This is a genomic window from Insolitispirillum peregrinum (assembly GCF_900156605.1).
In the GTDB taxonomy this organism is placed as follows: Bacteria; Pseudomonadota; Alphaproteobacteria; order Rhodospirillales; family Rhodospirillaceae; genus Insolitispirillum; species Insolitispirillum peregrinum.
The window spans coordinates 40,587-54,358 of record NZ_FTOA01000009.1; the positions used below are offsets into that span (position 1 = coordinate 40,587).

General features: G+C 61.6%; 13 protein-coding genes. 11 read left to right on the forward strand and 2 right to left on the reverse strand.

What is annotated here, in order from left to right:
- The first annotated feature begins 36 nt into the window (after positions 1–36).
- The 6 genes from BW995_RS18455 (at position 37) to BW995_RS18480 (ending at position 3,624) form a co-directional block, all read left to right on the forward strand.
- Positions 37–405, forward strand: coding sequence for an AtpZ/AtpI family protein (locus BW995_RS18455; protein WP_076401907.1), 369 nt, complete (start codon positions 37–39; stop codon positions 403–405).
- A gap of 101 nt (positions 406–506) precedes the next feature.
- Complete coding sequence (locus tag BW995_RS18460; RefSeq protein WP_076401908.1) at positions 507–1,238, forward strand: F0F1 ATP synthase subunit A; 732 nt, start codon at positions 507–509, stop codon at positions 1,236–1,238.
- A gap of 88 nt (positions 1,239–1,326) precedes the next feature.
- Positions 1,327–1,554, forward strand: coding sequence for a F0F1 ATP synthase subunit C (locus tag BW995_RS18465; RefSeq protein ID WP_076401909.1), 228 nt, complete (start codon positions 1,327–1,329; stop codon positions 1,552–1,554).
- A 183-nt stretch (positions 1,555–1,737) separates the two neighbouring features.
- A complete protein-coding gene (locus BW995_RS18470) occupies positions 1,738–2,226 on the forward strand; it encodes a F0F1 ATP synthase subunit B family protein (protein ID WP_076401910.1) in 489 nt (162 codons plus the stop codon).
- Positions 2,226–2,774 (forward strand): F0F1 ATP synthase subunit B family protein, encoded by a 549-nt coding sequence (locus BW995_RS18475; protein WP_076401911.1) that lies wholly within the window; start codon positions 2,226–2,228, stop codon positions 2,772–2,774. Before BW995_RS18470 ends, BW995_RS18475 begins: the two co-directional genes overlap by 1 nt.
- A 604-nt stretch (positions 2,775–3,378) precedes the next feature.
- Positions 3,379–3,624, forward strand: a complete 246-nt coding sequence (locus BW995_RS18480; RefSeq protein WP_076401912.1) for a hypothetical protein — start codon at positions 3,379–3,381, stop codon at positions 3,622–3,624.
- Positions 3,625–4,140: 516 nt separating this feature from the next.
- On the opposite strand, the gene argE is transcribed toward BW995_RS18480, so the two are convergent.
- The gene (argE, locus tag BW995_RS18485; RefSeq protein ID WP_076401913.1) at positions 4,141–5,298 is read right to left on the reverse strand and encodes an acetylornithine deacetylase; all 1,158 of its coding nucleotides are present in this window, start codon (positions 5,296–5,298) and stop codon (positions 4,141–4,143) included.
- Entirely contained in the window at positions 5,298–6,800 is a 1,503-nt protein-coding gene (locus BW995_RS18490; RefSeq protein WP_076401914.1) for an aldehyde dehydrogenase, read from the reverse strand. Before BW995_RS18490 ends, argE begins: the two co-directional genes overlap by 1 nt.
- 273 nt (positions 6,801–7,073) lie before the next feature.
- On the opposite strand from BW995_RS18490, the gene BW995_RS18495 reads away from it, so the two are divergent.
- The 5 genes from BW995_RS18495 to BW995_RS18515 all read left to right on the forward strand — a co-directional run bounded on the left by BW995_RS18495 (position 7,074) and on the right by BW995_RS18515 (position 13,771).
- The gene (locus BW995_RS18495) at positions 7,074–9,167 is read left to right on the forward strand and encodes an oxidoreductase (RefSeq protein WP_076401915.1); all 2,094 of its coding nucleotides are present in this window, start codon (positions 7,074–7,076) and stop codon (positions 9,165–9,167) included.
- 153 nt (positions 9,168–9,320) lie between these two features.
- A complete protein-coding gene (locus BW995_RS18500; RefSeq protein ID WP_076401916.1) occupies positions 9,321–10,328 on the forward strand; it encodes an ABC transporter substrate-binding protein in 1,008 nt (335 codons plus the stop codon).
- Between the two features lie 64 nt (positions 10,329–10,392).
- Positions 10,393–11,196: an ABC transporter permease gene (locus tag BW995_RS18505; protein WP_076401917.1), complete on the forward strand. Its 804-nt coding sequence runs from the start codon at positions 10,393–10,395 to the stop codon at positions 11,194–11,196.
- A 239-nt stretch (positions 11,197–11,435) separates the two neighbouring features.
- The gene (locus BW995_RS18510; protein WP_076401957.1) at positions 11,436–12,266 is read left to right on the forward strand and encodes an ABC transporter ATP-binding protein; all 831 of its coding nucleotides are present in this window, start codon (positions 11,436–11,438) and stop codon (positions 12,264–12,266) included.
- Positions 12,267–12,283: 17 nt separating this feature from the next.
- On the forward strand, positions 12,284–13,771 hold the full coding sequence (locus tag BW995_RS18515) for a 4-hydroxyphenylacetate 3-hydroxylase family protein (RefSeq protein WP_076401918.1): 1,488 nt from the start codon (positions 12,284–12,286) through the stop codon (positions 13,769–13,771).
- Position 13,772: the final 1 nt, after the last annotated feature.

The window sequence follows — 13,772 nt, forward strand, 5'->3', positions numbered from 1 at the left end:
GGAATTCTCGAATGGCAAGCAAGGTGAAATGGTGTCATGACTGACGATGACAAGACTTCTTCCAGTCTCGGTGATCTCGATGCCCGTCTGAAGGCGCTTCGCAAGGATGCGCCGGGGGAAGGGCAGGGCGGTTCCCGCCGGGGTCCGATGAATCCATCGGGCGTCGGGCTGGCGACCCGGATCGGTGTCGAGATGGTTACCACCACTCTGGTTGGTACGGCTCTTGGCTACGGTCTGGACAAGTGGCTGGGAAGCATGCCTTGGTTAATGATCGTTTTCATGTTACTGGGGGGCGCCGCTGGCGTTTCCAACGTTTATCGGGTAGTCAAGGGACTGGATGATTCTGTCGGGCTCGGTCGGGCCATTGAGCGGAAGAAACAGGACAGCGACCCGAACGACCAGTAGCTCCGGCCCGCTTTGCGGTCCGGTCGCCTTGAGAGGTCCGGCAGTTGCGCTGCCGGGTCAACGTTTGGAAGTCCTGCGGGACGCGAGAGAGAGGGTGAGCGGTGGCTAGTCCGGTCGCACAGTTCCAGGTAAAGCCGATCTTTCCGGTGGTTCCTGAGGGAGAGTCTCTTCCGTTCTACGCCTTCACGAACTCGTCGGTCGCGATGGTCGCGGCTGTGGTGGTGGCGGCGGTGTTCTTCTGGCTTGCTACCCGCAAGCGGGCGATGGTGCCCGGTCGCTGGCAGTCGGTCGGTGAACTGACCTTCGAATTTGTGGCGAACATGATTCGTGACAACGTCGGCAAGGAAGGGATGAAATACTTCCCCTTCATCTTCACGTTGTTCTGCTTCGTGTTCATCGGCAACATGCTCGGCATGCTGCCCTACTCCTTTACCTTCACCAGCCACATTGCCGTTACGGCAGCGATGGCGGTGTTTATCTTCGTCGGGGTGACGATCATCGGCTTCGCCCGCCACGGGGTGCATTACCTGCACATGTTCTTCCCGCACGGCGCGCCGCTGGCCACCGCCCCGATCCTGATCCCGATCGAGCTGATTTCGTACCTGTCCCGCCCGTTCAGCCTGTCTGTCCGTCTGTTTGCCAACATGACCGTCGGACACATCATGCTGAAAGTTCTGGCCGGTTTCGTGGTTGCTCTCGGGGCGTTTGGTTTTATCCCCTTCATTGTGGTCGGCGGCATCACCGTACTGGAATTCTTCATTGCGGCGCTGCAGGCTTACGTGTTCACCATTCTCACCTGTATCTACCTCAACGACGCCATCAACATGCACTAACACTGTCCCGCATGGGGATGGTTGAGAGTTAGATGTTTCGTCAGGTGTGATCGTTCAATAGTTCTTTACTCACCAAGGGAAGAGAAAGATGGAAGCTGAAGCTGCGAAGATGATTGGTGCTGGTCTGGCCGCCATCGGCATGATCGGTTCGGGTATCGGTGTGGGTAACATCTGGGCCAACCTGATCGCCACCGTTGGCCGTAACCCGGCTGCCAAGAGCAGCGTCGAACTGTACGGCTGGATCGGCTTCGCCGTTACCGAAGCTATCGCGCTGTTCGCCCTGGTTGTCGCTCTGATCCTGCTGTTCGCCGCCTAAGGTCAGTGCGCTACCTGCTGTTGTGACAAGCGGTGCGTCCTGATCCAGGAACGTACCGCTTGCCAACGTCAGCGATGTTTCTCGACCCGAGCTTCGCCTTTCCGGCACGTTTGTCTTCTGTTGAGGATGCCGGAAAGTGCGGGGTGTCGGGAACATAGCGACAAGCCGTGGAGCCCGGAGTCCATGCCGCAGTTCGACCCAACGACGTTCGCCTCCCAGCTGTTCTGGCTGGCAGTCACGTTCGTCCTGCTCTACATCGTTGTCTCCCGCTTCGCGATCCCGCGCCTGGGTAAGGTGCTGGAACAGCGTCAGAAGACGGTTGATGACGATCTTGACCGTGCCCAGCAGTTGAAGGCCGAAACCGAGGTGGCAATTGCCACTTACGAAAAGGCCCTGGCTGAGGCTCGTGCCAAGGCCCACGACGTCCTGCGGGAAACCCAGGACCAGATTTCCAAGGCCGCTGACACGCGCAACCGGGAAGTCGCCCATAACCTCGCCGTCAAAATCAAGGAAGGCGAAGATCGTATTGCCGCTGCTCGCGATGATGCCATGACCCAGGTCAAGGGTATCGCCGCCGGTGCCGCTGTTGCCATCGCCCAGAAACTGGCTGGTCTGTCCGTGGACGAAGCCTCCGCTCAGGCGGTGATGACCTCTGGCAAGGAGACTGCGTGATGTTCATCTCCTCTGCGATCGCTGCTACCGCTGAACATGCCGCTGAGGCAGGCCATCACGGCCCGTTCTACACTCAAGCTGAATTCTGGGTCGGTGCTGCCTTTGTGCTGGTCGTGGCTCTTGCGTTCCGCAAGGTCTTTGCCGCAATCACCGCCGGCCTTGACGCCCGTGCGTCGCAAATCAAAGGCCGGATCGACGAAGCTGCAAAGCTGCGTGAAGATGCCCAGGCCCTTCTGGCAGAGTATCAGCGCAAGCAGCGCGATGCCCTGCAGGAAGCCGAAGCGATTGTCGCCCATGCCAAGCATGAAGCGGCTCGCCTGAAGACCGAAGCCGAAGCTGCCATGGAAGCCTCTATCGTGCGCCGTGAAAAGCAGGCGGTGGAGCGTATTGCCCAGGCCGAAGCCCAGGCGATGGCGGAAGTGCGCAACCTGGCCGTTGATATGGCCATTGCCGCTGCCAACAAGATGATCGCCGAAAAGCTGGCACCGGATGCTCAGGATCTTTTGATCGAAGACTCGATCAGGGGTCTGTCTGGCAAGCTGCACTGATGATTGTCAGGGTCTGACCGGTTGCCTGTTGGTGAGCGGATGCAGGTCTGGCAGTGATCTTTTAAAAAGCCGATGATCCTTTGGGATCGTCGGCTTTTTTATTGCCATTTGGCCGTTGACGAACTTGCTTGTTGTTATGGGGGAACCGTTTTCCATCGTTTTTCTCTCGAGTCGGAGGCAAGGCACGATGTTTTGGTTCCCGGGGGATCGTCATGGCGGTTTTGCTCTGCTTTTTCCTTTCCGATCGTTCCAGGTTTTCCCGATTCTCACTTAAAAATAATGCTCTATCGCGATTCTCTCACTCTGTACCGTGAATGGATAGGAAGGGATTTGGTAATCTTTAGTTGAATTTATGCTCTTGATTTAGATTAAGGGTGTGGTTTTCCCCTCCTGCCCTGCGTTTCAAGCAAGGGGGTATTCCGACAAGTGTGTTAGGAAAGTCGCGGTAGGCAAAAAAATCAAAAAAATCCCTTGGTCAATATCAAAATGCACTCTCGCAAATGCAAATTTTCCCTTATGCTGTCCGGCGCTTGAGGTAGAGGACCGCGTGTCTTCTTCCTCAAGCTCGTTCGGAGGTCGATGTCGACACCCTAGGGAGGTTCTTATGAACTTTAAGCGTATCGCTACTGTTGCCGCTGCCGCCGCTCTGGTGGTTGGTGTTTCTGCCTGCGCCGAGATGAAGCCGGAAGACAAGGCTCTGCTCAACCAGGCCGTTGAGTCCTCGAAGGCCGCTGCCGCTTCGGCTGCTAAGGCTGAGAAGGCCGCTGACCGCGCCGAAGCCGCTGCTGCTCGCGCTGAAGCCGCTGCTGCCAAGACCGAAAAGATGTTCCAGAAGGGCATGCGCAAGTAAGCTCTTCCGGCTCTGTCGGGCGGCGTTCGATTCATCCACTGTTCGGCCAAGGTCAGCAGTGGAATGGCTCGAACGCTCCCCGCCGGTCTTTAAAAAGCTGTCAAGCCTTGTGCTTGGCGGCTTTTTTATTGCCTGCGACTCTGCCGTTACGACCTTTGAGAGAGTTATGCGGTCGCTGCATGGCAGGGCAGGGGTTTTTGCCGTGGCGCAATATTGGTGAAACCGATATCACTAGGGCAGGACATTGACGCTGCAACGCAGCAGAAATCTCCGCCAGATCTATGGGTTTTGCCTCCCTCCCTGTGCAAACCCATCTGATAGCCGGGCTTGTGAGCTTGGCGAGGGGTCTTCGGATCCTACGTCTCCCAGACGTGAAGCCTCCCTGTTCAGACTTCGCCCCGCGCCTGTTCGCGGGGCTTTCTTTTTTCTGCTTCCCCGACAGACACAGGACAAAAAACAGGCGGCACATCCGGTAAGATGGCCGCCTGAGAGTGATACCGCCGGGACGGTGGCGCGCTACCGCGCCCAGTCCAGCAACCGCCCCAGCATGGTGCAACAGGCGGCCAGCTCGCTGTCGGCCAGATATTCGTCCGGCTTGTGCGCCTGGGTGATCGAGCCGGGACCACAGACGACGGTGGGAATGCCAAGCTCGCGGGCATACAGACCGCCCTCGGTGCCAAAGGAAATCTGCCCGACGCTGTTGCCGCCGGTCAGGCTTTTGACAAAGGCCACCACTTCGGCATCGGCGGGGGTGTGCAGGGCGGGGTAGCTGGACAGCGGCGACAGGCGGACGTCGGCCTGCGGAAAGCGCTGGCGGGCCTCGGCGCGCACGGTGGCGGCGATCTCTGCCACCTGTGCCATCAGTCCATCGATATCATCCTGTGGCAGATGGCGAATCTCGAAATCCAGCCAGCAGTGATTGGGCACGATGTTCAGGGCTTCGCCGCCATGAATGCGCCCGATGTGAACGGTGGTATGGGGCACCTCATAGCCGTGATCGTGATGGCCCTGCTGGCAGATGCTGCCCTGCAGGCCGCGCAGCCCGGCAATCACGTCACAGGCCATGTGAATGGCATTCATCCCGGCATCGGGCAGGCTGGAATGGGCTTCGGCACCGATGCAGTCAATCCGGGTGGAGGTCTTGCCCTTGTGGGCATTGACCACCTGCATCAACGTCGGCTCGCCGACGATGCAGAAGCGGGGCTTGACCGGCATCTGCTGCATCATTCCCAGCAGGCGGCGAACCCCCAGACAACCGACTTCCTCGTCATAGGATAGCGACAGGACCAGCGGAACCCGCAAGGGCCGCCCGCGCGCCTGTTCGGCCATCGCCAGCGCACAGGCGATGAAGCCTTTCATGTCGGCGGTGCCGCGTCCATACAGGCGACCATCAGCCCGCCGCAGGACAAACGGGTCGGAACTCCATGCCTGTCCTTCGACCGGTACCACATCGGTATGACCGGACAGCATCACCCCGGGGCGGTCGGTCGGGCCAAGGATGGCGTGCAGGTTGGCCTTGCGGCCATCGTCGGACAAAACGCGGGTGGTCGAGGCCCCGGCGGCACGCAACAGGGCTTCGACGTGATCAATCAGCGCCAGATTGCTGTCCCGGCTGACGGTGGGAAAGGCAATCAGGCGCTCCAGATGGGCCAGGCTGGCAGTTATCAGCGACATCAGTATTTGATCCAGACGGTTTTCAGGGCGGTGAACTTTTCCAGCGCGTGCAGCGACAAATCGCGGCCATGGCCTGACTGCTTGATGCCGCCAAACGGTGTCTGCGGGCTGAGGGCATCGACGGTGTTGACCGACACCGTGCCGACGCGCAGGCGCTCGGAAACCCGCAAGGCACGCTTCAGCGACCCGGTCCATAGCGACCCGGCCAGCCCGAACAGGCTGTCATTGGCCAGCGCAATGGCTTGGCCTTCCGTCTCGAAGGTGCTGACCGCCAGCACCGGGCCAAAGATTTCCTCGCGAAACAGCTCGTGGGACGGGGTGACCTGATCAAAGATGGTCGGAGCAATGTAACAGTCACTACCTGCGATGGTCAGGCGCTGGCCGCCGTGGATCAGCCGGGCCTGCTGTTCACCGCGCCGGATGAAGCCTTCGACCCGCTCGGCATGCCGGGTTTCAACAAGGGCTCCGGCGTGGTTGGCGGGGTCGAGTGGATCGCCCGGCAGCCAGTGGGCGGCGTGGTGGATCAGCCGTTCAAGGAACTCCTCCTTGATGCTGGCCTCGACCAGCAGGCGGGAGTTGGCTGAACAGACTTCACCCTGATTGAAAAAGCAGCCAAAGGCGGCCATCTCGGCGGCTTTGTCGAGGTCGTCGCAGTCGGCAAAAATCAGGTTGGGGCTTTTACCGCCGCATTCCAGCCACACCTGCTTCATGTTGCTCTGTCCGGCATAGCTCAGGAACAGCTTGCCGACCTCGGTCGAGCCGGTGAAGGTCAGGGCATCGACATCCGGGTGCAGCCCCAGCGCCTTGCCTGCGCTGGCCCCCAGACCGGGGACGACGTTCAGCACACCGGGGGGCAGACCGGCCTCCAGCGCCAGTTGCCCCAGCCGGATCGCCGACAGTGGCGACTGCTCGGCGGGTTTCAGCACCACCGAATTGCCTGCCGCCAGCGCCGGAGCACATTTCCAGCTGGCAAGGTCGAGCGGGAAATTCCACGGCACCACCGCCGCCACCACCCCCAGCGGCTCGCGGCGGATCATCGCCAGATCGCCGGAGCCTGTGGGAGCAATCTGGTCATAAACCTTGTCGATGCTTTCGGCGGTCCATTGCCAGACGGCGGCGGCGCCGGGAACATCAATGCTCAGGGCATCCTGCACCGGCTTGCCCATGTCGAGGCTGTCGAGCAAGGCCAGTTCGGGGGCGTGGGCGCGAATCAGCTCGGCCAGACGCAGCAGCACCACCTTGCGCTCGGTGGGGGGACGGCGCGACCACACGCCACTGTCAAAGGTGCGGCGAGCCGACGCCACCGCCAGATCAACATCGGCGGCGCTGCCTGCGGCGATTTCGGCCAGCGTGTCGCCGCTGGCCGGGTTGACTGTGCCGAATGTCTGACCGTCAACGGCGGGGCGCAGGGTGCCATCAATCAGAATGTCAGAGGCAAAGGACAGGCGGCTGGCGGCCTCGCGCCATCCGGCGAGGGTGGTCGGGGGAAAGAGCAGGGACATCGGAACGGGGCTCCAAAAGCTGAAAAAAGGACTGATGAAGAGTCTCTGGCAACCGTCATGCCACCGTAACCCCATATAAAGCGAGGCATGGCTTCGCTTTCGGTAAAGCAAAGGATCATGAGCATTTTTTATGCACCGCCCTGCCCAGCAAAAAGGCTATGCACCGCCACGGAATTTACGAATTTAGGGATGCTCCGCCCGGTCGCATAGTTTGTCCCACAGTCTGGTCCGTCCGCCAGTCACGGCGCCGGGGACACAGAACGGGGCAAACAGATGTCACGCGATCCTCGCTATGATTGTCTTTTCGAACCGGTCCGCATCGGGCCGGTGACGGCTAAAAACCGCTTTTATCAGGTGCCTCACTGCAACGGGATGGGCTACCGCGATGCCTCCGGGCTGGCGGCGATGCGGGCGATCAAGGCGCAGGGCGGCTGGGCGGTGGTCTGTACCGAACAGACCGAAATCCATCCGACCTCGGACATCAGCCCGTTCATTGAACTGCGGGCGTGGAGCGATCAGGACCTGCCGATGCTGGCGCGGGTGGCTGATGGCGTCCATGCCCACGGGGCACTGGCCGGATTACAGTTGTGCCATAACGGCATGAACAGCCCGAATCTGACCTCACGCGAAATTCCGCTGGGGCCGGTTGATCTGCCGGTGGCGACCTTCAGCAATGACCCGGTGCAGGCACGGGCAATGGACAAGCGCGACATTGCCGATTTGCGCCACTGGCACCGGCAGGCAGCCTTGCGCGCCCGCAAAGCTGACTATGACATTGTGTATGTCTATGCTGGCAAGCTGTTCGGTGGGCCGATGTTCTTCCTGTCGCGGCGCTACAACACCCGCAGCGACGAGTACGGCGGCAGTCTGGAAAACCGTGCCCGCCTGCTGCGCGAATTGCTGGAGGACACCAAAGAGGCGGTCGGAGACCGCTGTGCGGTGGCCTGCCGGATTTCGGTGGACGAGTTGATCGGGCCCGAGGGCTTGCACCGCGCCGAAGCCGAAGACCTGATAGGCCTGCTGGGCGAAATCCCCGACCTGTGGGATCTGACCCTGTCGGGGTGGGAAAACGACAGCCAGACCTCGCGCTTTTCCCCCGAAGCCTATCAGGAGCCGTTCGTTCACACCATCAAGCAGTTCACCTCCAAACCGGTGGTCGGCGTGGGCCGCTTTACCTCGCCCGATACCATGGTGCGGATGGTGCGACAGGGGATTCTTGATCTGGTGGGGGCGGCGCGGCCGTCAATCGCCGATCCCTTTTTGCCCAAAAAGCTGGAAGAGGGGCGGCTGGACGAGATTCGCGAGTGCATCGGCTGCAACATCTGTGTGTCGGGTGACTTTACCGCCTCGCCGTCGCGCTGCACGCAAAACCCGTCGATGGGCGAGGAATGGCGGCGCGGCTGGCACCCGGAATACATCCGCCCGAAACAGTCCGATGACAGCGTGCTGGTGGTCGGCTCCGGCCCGGCCGGGCTGGAAGCGGCGATGATGCTCAGTCGGCGCGGCCATGCGGTCAGTCTGGCCGAAGCCGGGGAAACGCTGGGCGGGCGGGTGACACGCGAACGGACCCTGCCGGGGCTGGCGGCGTGGGGGCGGGTGGTTGACTACCGTCAGCCGCAAATCCTGACCGACAGCCGGATTGACCTGTTCCGTTCCAGCCCGTTGACCGCCGATACCTTGCTGGAATTCGGTGCGGCGCGGGTGGTGCTGGCCACCGGTTCCCGCTGGCGGGCCGATGGCGTCGGACGGCGGGTGCTGGCGCCGGTTCCGCAGCCTGCGGGCTATCGGGTGCTGACCCCCGACGACCTGATGGACGGCGTTCTGCCCGCAACATCATCGGTGATCGTCTATGACGACGATCATTATTACATGGCCGGGGTGCTGGCCGAGATGCTGGCGCTGAAGGGCTATCAGGTGAGCTATGTCACCCCCGCCGCCGAAGCATCGAGCTGGATGCATGCCACCATGGAACAACACCGGGTTCAGGCCCGTCTGCTGGAACTGGGGGTGAGCATCATCCCCCATCGCATCCTGCGGACGATCACCCCCGACGGCATCGAGGCCACCTGTGCCTTTACCGGGCAGGTCCACCAGATTGCTGGTGGCAGTCTGGTCAGCGTCACCGCCCGTTTGCCGAACACCTCCCTGATGCAGGAGATGCAGGCGCGGCAGGCCGAATGGGCCGACGCCGGGATCAAGGGCGTATCGCTGATTGGCGATGCGCTGGCACCGGGGACCATTGCCGCCGCTGTTTTTGCCGGGCGGCGCTACGCCGAAGAACTCGATGCACCACCACGGGCTGACGGCCTGCCATTCCGGCGCGAAGTCACCGGTCTGGCTGCGGACTACCAGATTCCGGGCCTGTGAGCGGGATCAGATCACACTAGAGCATTTTCCGTTCTCCCTGGAGCACGTCAAATACTCTAATGTCTTGTATTTTAAGCAAATACGTCGTCGCAGATGGACCTATCTGCTCGGGATTTGCTCTAGGGTAACACCACCATCCAATGGAGCACGGGAATGAAAAAGGGCTTTTTTCGCAAGGCGTTGCTGAACACGGTTCTGGGGACGGCACTGGCGGCGGTGCTGGGCGTTGCCGCCGGGGCGTCGGCTGAGGCCGGGACCATTTCGCTGGGGCATACCACCTGGGTGGGCTATGGGCCGCTGTATCTGGCGCGCGACCTTGGCTATTTCAAGGAACAGGGCCTTGACCTTGATTTGCAGGTGATCGAGGAAGCCTCGCTGTACATGGCGGCGGCGGCCTCGGGCAAGCTGTCCGGCTCGGCGTCGACCATTGATGAAATCCTGAAATACCGCTCGCCGGATTTCTGCTTCAAGGCGGTGGTGGCGCTGGATGAAAGCTATGGCGGTGACGGGCTGGTGGTCAGCAGCGACATTACCTCGCTGGCCCAGTTGAAGGGCAAGACGGTGGCCCTCAACGAAGGCTCGACCTCGGAATTCTGGCTGTCCTATGTGCTGGGGCAGAACGGCCTGTCGCTGAAGGATATCGAAATCTCCAACATGAGCGCCGATGACGCGGCGGCGGCCTTTATCGCCAGGCGGGTACCGGCGGCGGTGACGTGGGAACCGAACCTGACCAACGTCCGCAAGGGCAATCATGGCAAGGTGCTGGCTGACAGCTCGTCAACGCCGGGGGTGATTGTCGATGTGGTCGCGTTGGGCTGCGAGGTGATCGAAAAGCAGCCGAAGGACGTGGCGGCGCTGGTCAACGGGCTGGCGAAGGCCAATGCCTTCATCAAGGCCAACCCGGAAAAGGCCTATGAAATCATGGCCAAGGGCGTGGGTGGCTATCTCAAGGACCCCAAGGACTTTGCCGAAAGCGCCAAGGGTGTGCGGTTCTATGACGCCGACACCAACAAGGTCTATCTCGGCACCGCAGCGGCTCCCGGCCCGATTGCCGAGCTGATCAAAAGCGCCGATGCCACCTGGTCCACTCTCGGCAAGACCCGGATGAAGGTCGATTACGCCGCCATGGTGGACCCGGCATTCGTCACCGCCCAGCCCTGATACCCCCCCTGTTACCGGCCCGTGCTCTTGCTGCAAGAGCCGGGCCCTGTTGCGGAGATCTCCGATGGCCAACCGCCGGTCGCTTGTCCAACGTTGCCTGACCCCGATGACCGTGCTGCCCCGTTCGACGATGGTGGTGGTTGGCGTGGTGATGTGGGTGCTGTTTTTCCTGATCTGGGTCGGCCTGAGCAACGGCGGTGTGGTGCCGCCGATGTTCCTGCCGACCCCGACCGCTGTTCTGCATACCGGCTGGGAGCTGTTGCAGAACGGCACCCTGCCGATGCACATCTGGGCCAGTGCGCGGGTGGTGCTGACCGGCTTTATCCTGTCGTCCCTGCTGGCGATTCCGCTGGGGTTGCTGATGGGCACCTTTCCGGTGGTGCAGGCGATGCTGGAACCGATCGTCAATTTCATCCGCTACCTGCCGGTGACCGCCTTTGTGCCGCTGTTCATCCTGTGGATCGGCATCGGTGAAGAACAGCGGGTGGCAGTGATCCTGTTCGGCACCTTTTTCCAGCAATTGATCATGTTTTCCGATGTTGCCCGGCAAGTGCCGCGCGATCTGCTGAACGCCGCCTATACGCTGGGGGCAACGCGGGCCAGTGTCACCTGGCAGGTGCTGGCCCCGGCGTCGCTGCCCGGCGTGCTGGATGCCCTGCGCGTCACCATGGGCTGGGCGTGGACCTATCTGGTGGTGGCCGAGCTGGTCGCCGCCTCCAGCGGGCTGGGCTACATCAGCCTGAAAGCCATGCGAGGGTTTCAGGTCGATGTGATTTTTCTCGCCATTGCCATCATCGGTGCGCTGGGGCTGGTGACCGATCAGGCGTTCCGCTTCCTGCGCCTGAAGGTCGCCGGTTGGGCGCAGTGATCCTTACGCCAGAGCATTTTCAAGTTGACCGTCTCCGGTCAACGGCCCGGAAAATGCGGCACTCAAAACGGAGAGAGCATTTTCAAGTTGACCGTCTCCGGTCAACGGCTCGGAAAATGCGGCACTCAAAACGGAGAGAGCATTTTCAAGTTGACCGTCTCCGGTCAACGGCTCGGAAAATGCGGCACTCAAAACGGAGAGCGTTTTCGCTCGGTGTGAAAACGCTCATGGAGAACACCATGCATCTTTCCCCGTCGTCTTCCCGTGTGTCGGCCCCTGCGGCTGCGGCCCCCAAACTGAGAGTGGAGGGCGTTTCCCTGCACTACCCCGATGGCAAGGGCGGCCATGTGGTGGCGCTCGACGATGTGTCGTTCGATGTGCCGGAAAAGCAGTTTGCGGTGCTGGTCGGGCCGTCGGGCTGTGGCAAGTCGAGTCTGCTGTATCTGGCGGCGGGGCTGAATGATGTGACGTCGGGCGAGATCCTGCTTGATGGCAAGCCGGTCCACGGGCCGGGGCCGGATCGCGGGATGGTGTTTCAGGGCTATACCCTGTTCCCGTGGCTGAACGTGCGCGAGAACATCGCATTCGGCCTGAAGCGCAAAGGCATTCCCGCCGCCGAACGGCGCGAGATTGTTGACCATTATCTCGATGAGGTCGGGTTGAGCAAGTTTGCCGACAGCTATTCGCGCCACCTGTCCGGCGGCATGAAACAGCGGGTGGCGATTGCCCGCGCGCTGGCCAATGACCCGCAGGTGCTGCTGATGGACGAGCCGTTCGGGGCGCTGGACAGCCAGACCCGTCTGCAAATGCAAAAGCTGTTGTTGCGGGTGTGGGAGAAGTCGCACAAGACGGTGCTGTTCGTCACCCACGACATTGACGAAGCGATTCTGCTGGGCGACCGGGTGCTGGTGATGAGTGCCCGTCCGGGGCGGATTGCCCGTGAACTGACGGTACCGATTGCCCATCCGCGCAGCATGGATCAGGTGATGGAACCGGAGTTCATCGCCCTGAAGCGGCAGATACTCGACCTGCTGCACCCGACGCAAGATACCGAACAGGACGCAGAATAAGCGGCGGAGGGCTGGCGATGATCCGCACCGGAGAACAGTACCGCGAGTCGATCCGCGATGGCCGCGAGGTGTCGATCAATGGCGAGGTGGTGCGCGATGTTCCTTCGCACCCGATGTTCAAGCCGCTGGTCGATATCCGCGCCCGTATCTATGACATGCAGCATGATCCGGCCCATGCCCACCTGATGACCTATCAGGAAGGCGACGAAACCAGCGCCATCGCCAACCGCCTGCCGCTGGTGCAGGCCGACTGGTGGGACAAGCGGCGGGCCACCGATGCCATTCTGGATACCGTCGGCGGGGTGGTGACGCGGGTTGGCGATGAAACGGTTGGCGAGATGTGGTCGCTGTTCGACGGGCAGGACATCCTGAACGATGTCGATCCCCAGTTCGCCCGCAACATTCGTGACCACATTCATCATGTCCTGCACCGCGACCCGTTTCATGTGTCGGCCAATACCGACCCCAAGGGCGACCGCTCGCGGCCTCCCTACGAGCAGGACCCGGACATGCTGTTGCATGTGGTGCGGGAAACCGATGCCGGGCTGGTGGTGCGCGGGGCGAAATATGAAACGGCGGCAGCCTATGCCAATCAGGCGTTTACCAAGCCGACCATTGCCGACTGGGGCGATGCTGCCTGTTCCGATTACGCGCTGGGCTTTATCTGTGACCTGTCTTCCCCCGGCCTGAAATTCCTCTGCCGTACCGGCTTTGCCGGTCGGGGTGCGCCCGAAGACTATCCGCTGTCCAGCCGCTTTGACGAGATCGAGTCGCTGGTGGTGTTCGATGACGTGCTGGTGCCGTGGGAAAACGTGCTGTTTTACCGCCATACCCGGGCGGCGCAGTTCATCCGCGCCACCCTGCACCGCTATTCGGCCTTTGCCTTTGTGCAGCGGTTGCTGAAGCAGGCCGACCTGCTGATCGGAACCGCCCTGCTGAGCGTGCGCCAGACCGGGCTGGAGGGGCGCAGCGCCGTGCAGGAAAAGCTGGCGCAACTGGCCGTCTACCGCGAAGGCATCCACGCCCATCTGACCGCGGCTATCACCCTGGGGGAACGCAGCCCGGCGGGCTTGCTGATGCCCAATCAGTCGTTGCTGTATGCCGGGCGGGTGCTGGCCTGCGGACAATTGCCGCAGATGATGCACCTCGCCCGTGAACTGTGCGGCGGACAGGTGTGCCTGACCCCCGACGCGGCGGCGTTCCGTGATCCGGTCAGCGGTCCGTGGCTGCAAAAGTTCTATGCCACCACCGCAGCCAATGCGGATGGGACCGGGGCCGAAGATCGTCGCCGTTTGCTGGCGCTGGCCCGTGACCTGCTGAATTCCGACTACGCCGGGCACCGGTTGAGTTTTGCGCTGTTTGCCCAGTCTCCGCCGTTTGCCCATCTGGCGGCAGTCTATCGCAGCTTTGACTGGGATGGTCCGCTGGCCTTTGTCCGGCAGGCGGCGGGCCTTGCTTCCCCCTCTCCCTCTGACGAGGGATCATCCGTATCAGGAGATCACTGAA

Bases quoted from the DNA above. Each gene is read 5' to 3' on its own strand.
- BW995_RS18455 (WP_076401907.1), top strand. From the start codon at position 37: ATGACTGACGATGACAAGACTTCTTCCAGTCTCGGTGATCTCGATGCC.
- BW995_RS18465 (WP_076401909.1), top strand. From the start codon at position 1,327: ATGGAAGCTGAAGCTGCGAAGATGATTGGTGCTGGTCTGGCCGCCATC.
- BW995_RS18470 (WP_076401910.1), top strand. From the start codon at position 1,738: ATGCCGCAGTTCGACCCAACGACGTTCGCCTCCCAGCTGTTCTGGCTG.
- BW995_RS18475 (WP_076401911.1), top strand. From the start codon at position 2,226: ATGTTCATCTCCTCTGCGATCGCTGCTACCGCTGAACATGCCGCTGAG.
- BW995_RS18480 (WP_076401912.1), top strand. From the start codon at position 3,379: ATGAACTTTAAGCGTATCGCTACTGTTGCCGCTGCCGCCGCTCTGGTG.
- argE (WP_076401913.1), bottom strand. From the start codon at position 5,298: ATGTCGCTGATAACTGCCAGCCTGGCCCATCTGGAGCGCCTGATTGCC.
- BW995_RS18490 (WP_076401914.1), bottom strand. From the start codon at position 6,800: ATGTCCCTGCTCTTTCCCCCGACCACCCTCGCCGGATGGCGCGAGGCC.
- BW995_RS18495 (WP_076401915.1), top strand. From the start codon at position 7,074: ATGTCACGCGATCCTCGCTATGATTGTCTTTTCGAACCGGTCCGCATC.
- BW995_RS18500 (WP_076401916.1), top strand. From the start codon at position 9,321: ATGAAAAAGGGCTTTTTTCGCAAGGCGTTGCTGAACACGGTTCTGGGG.
- BW995_RS18505 (WP_076401917.1), top strand. From the start codon at position 10,393: ATGGCCAACCGCCGGTCGCTTGTCCAACGTTGCCTGACCCCGATGACC.
- BW995_RS18510 (WP_076401957.1), top strand. From the start codon at position 11,436: ATGCATCTTTCCCCGTCGTCTTCCCGTGTGTCGGCCCCTGCGGCTGCG.
- BW995_RS18515 (WP_076401918.1), top strand. From the start codon at position 12,284: ATGATCCGCACCGGAGAACAGTACCGCGAGTCGATCCGCGATGGCCGC.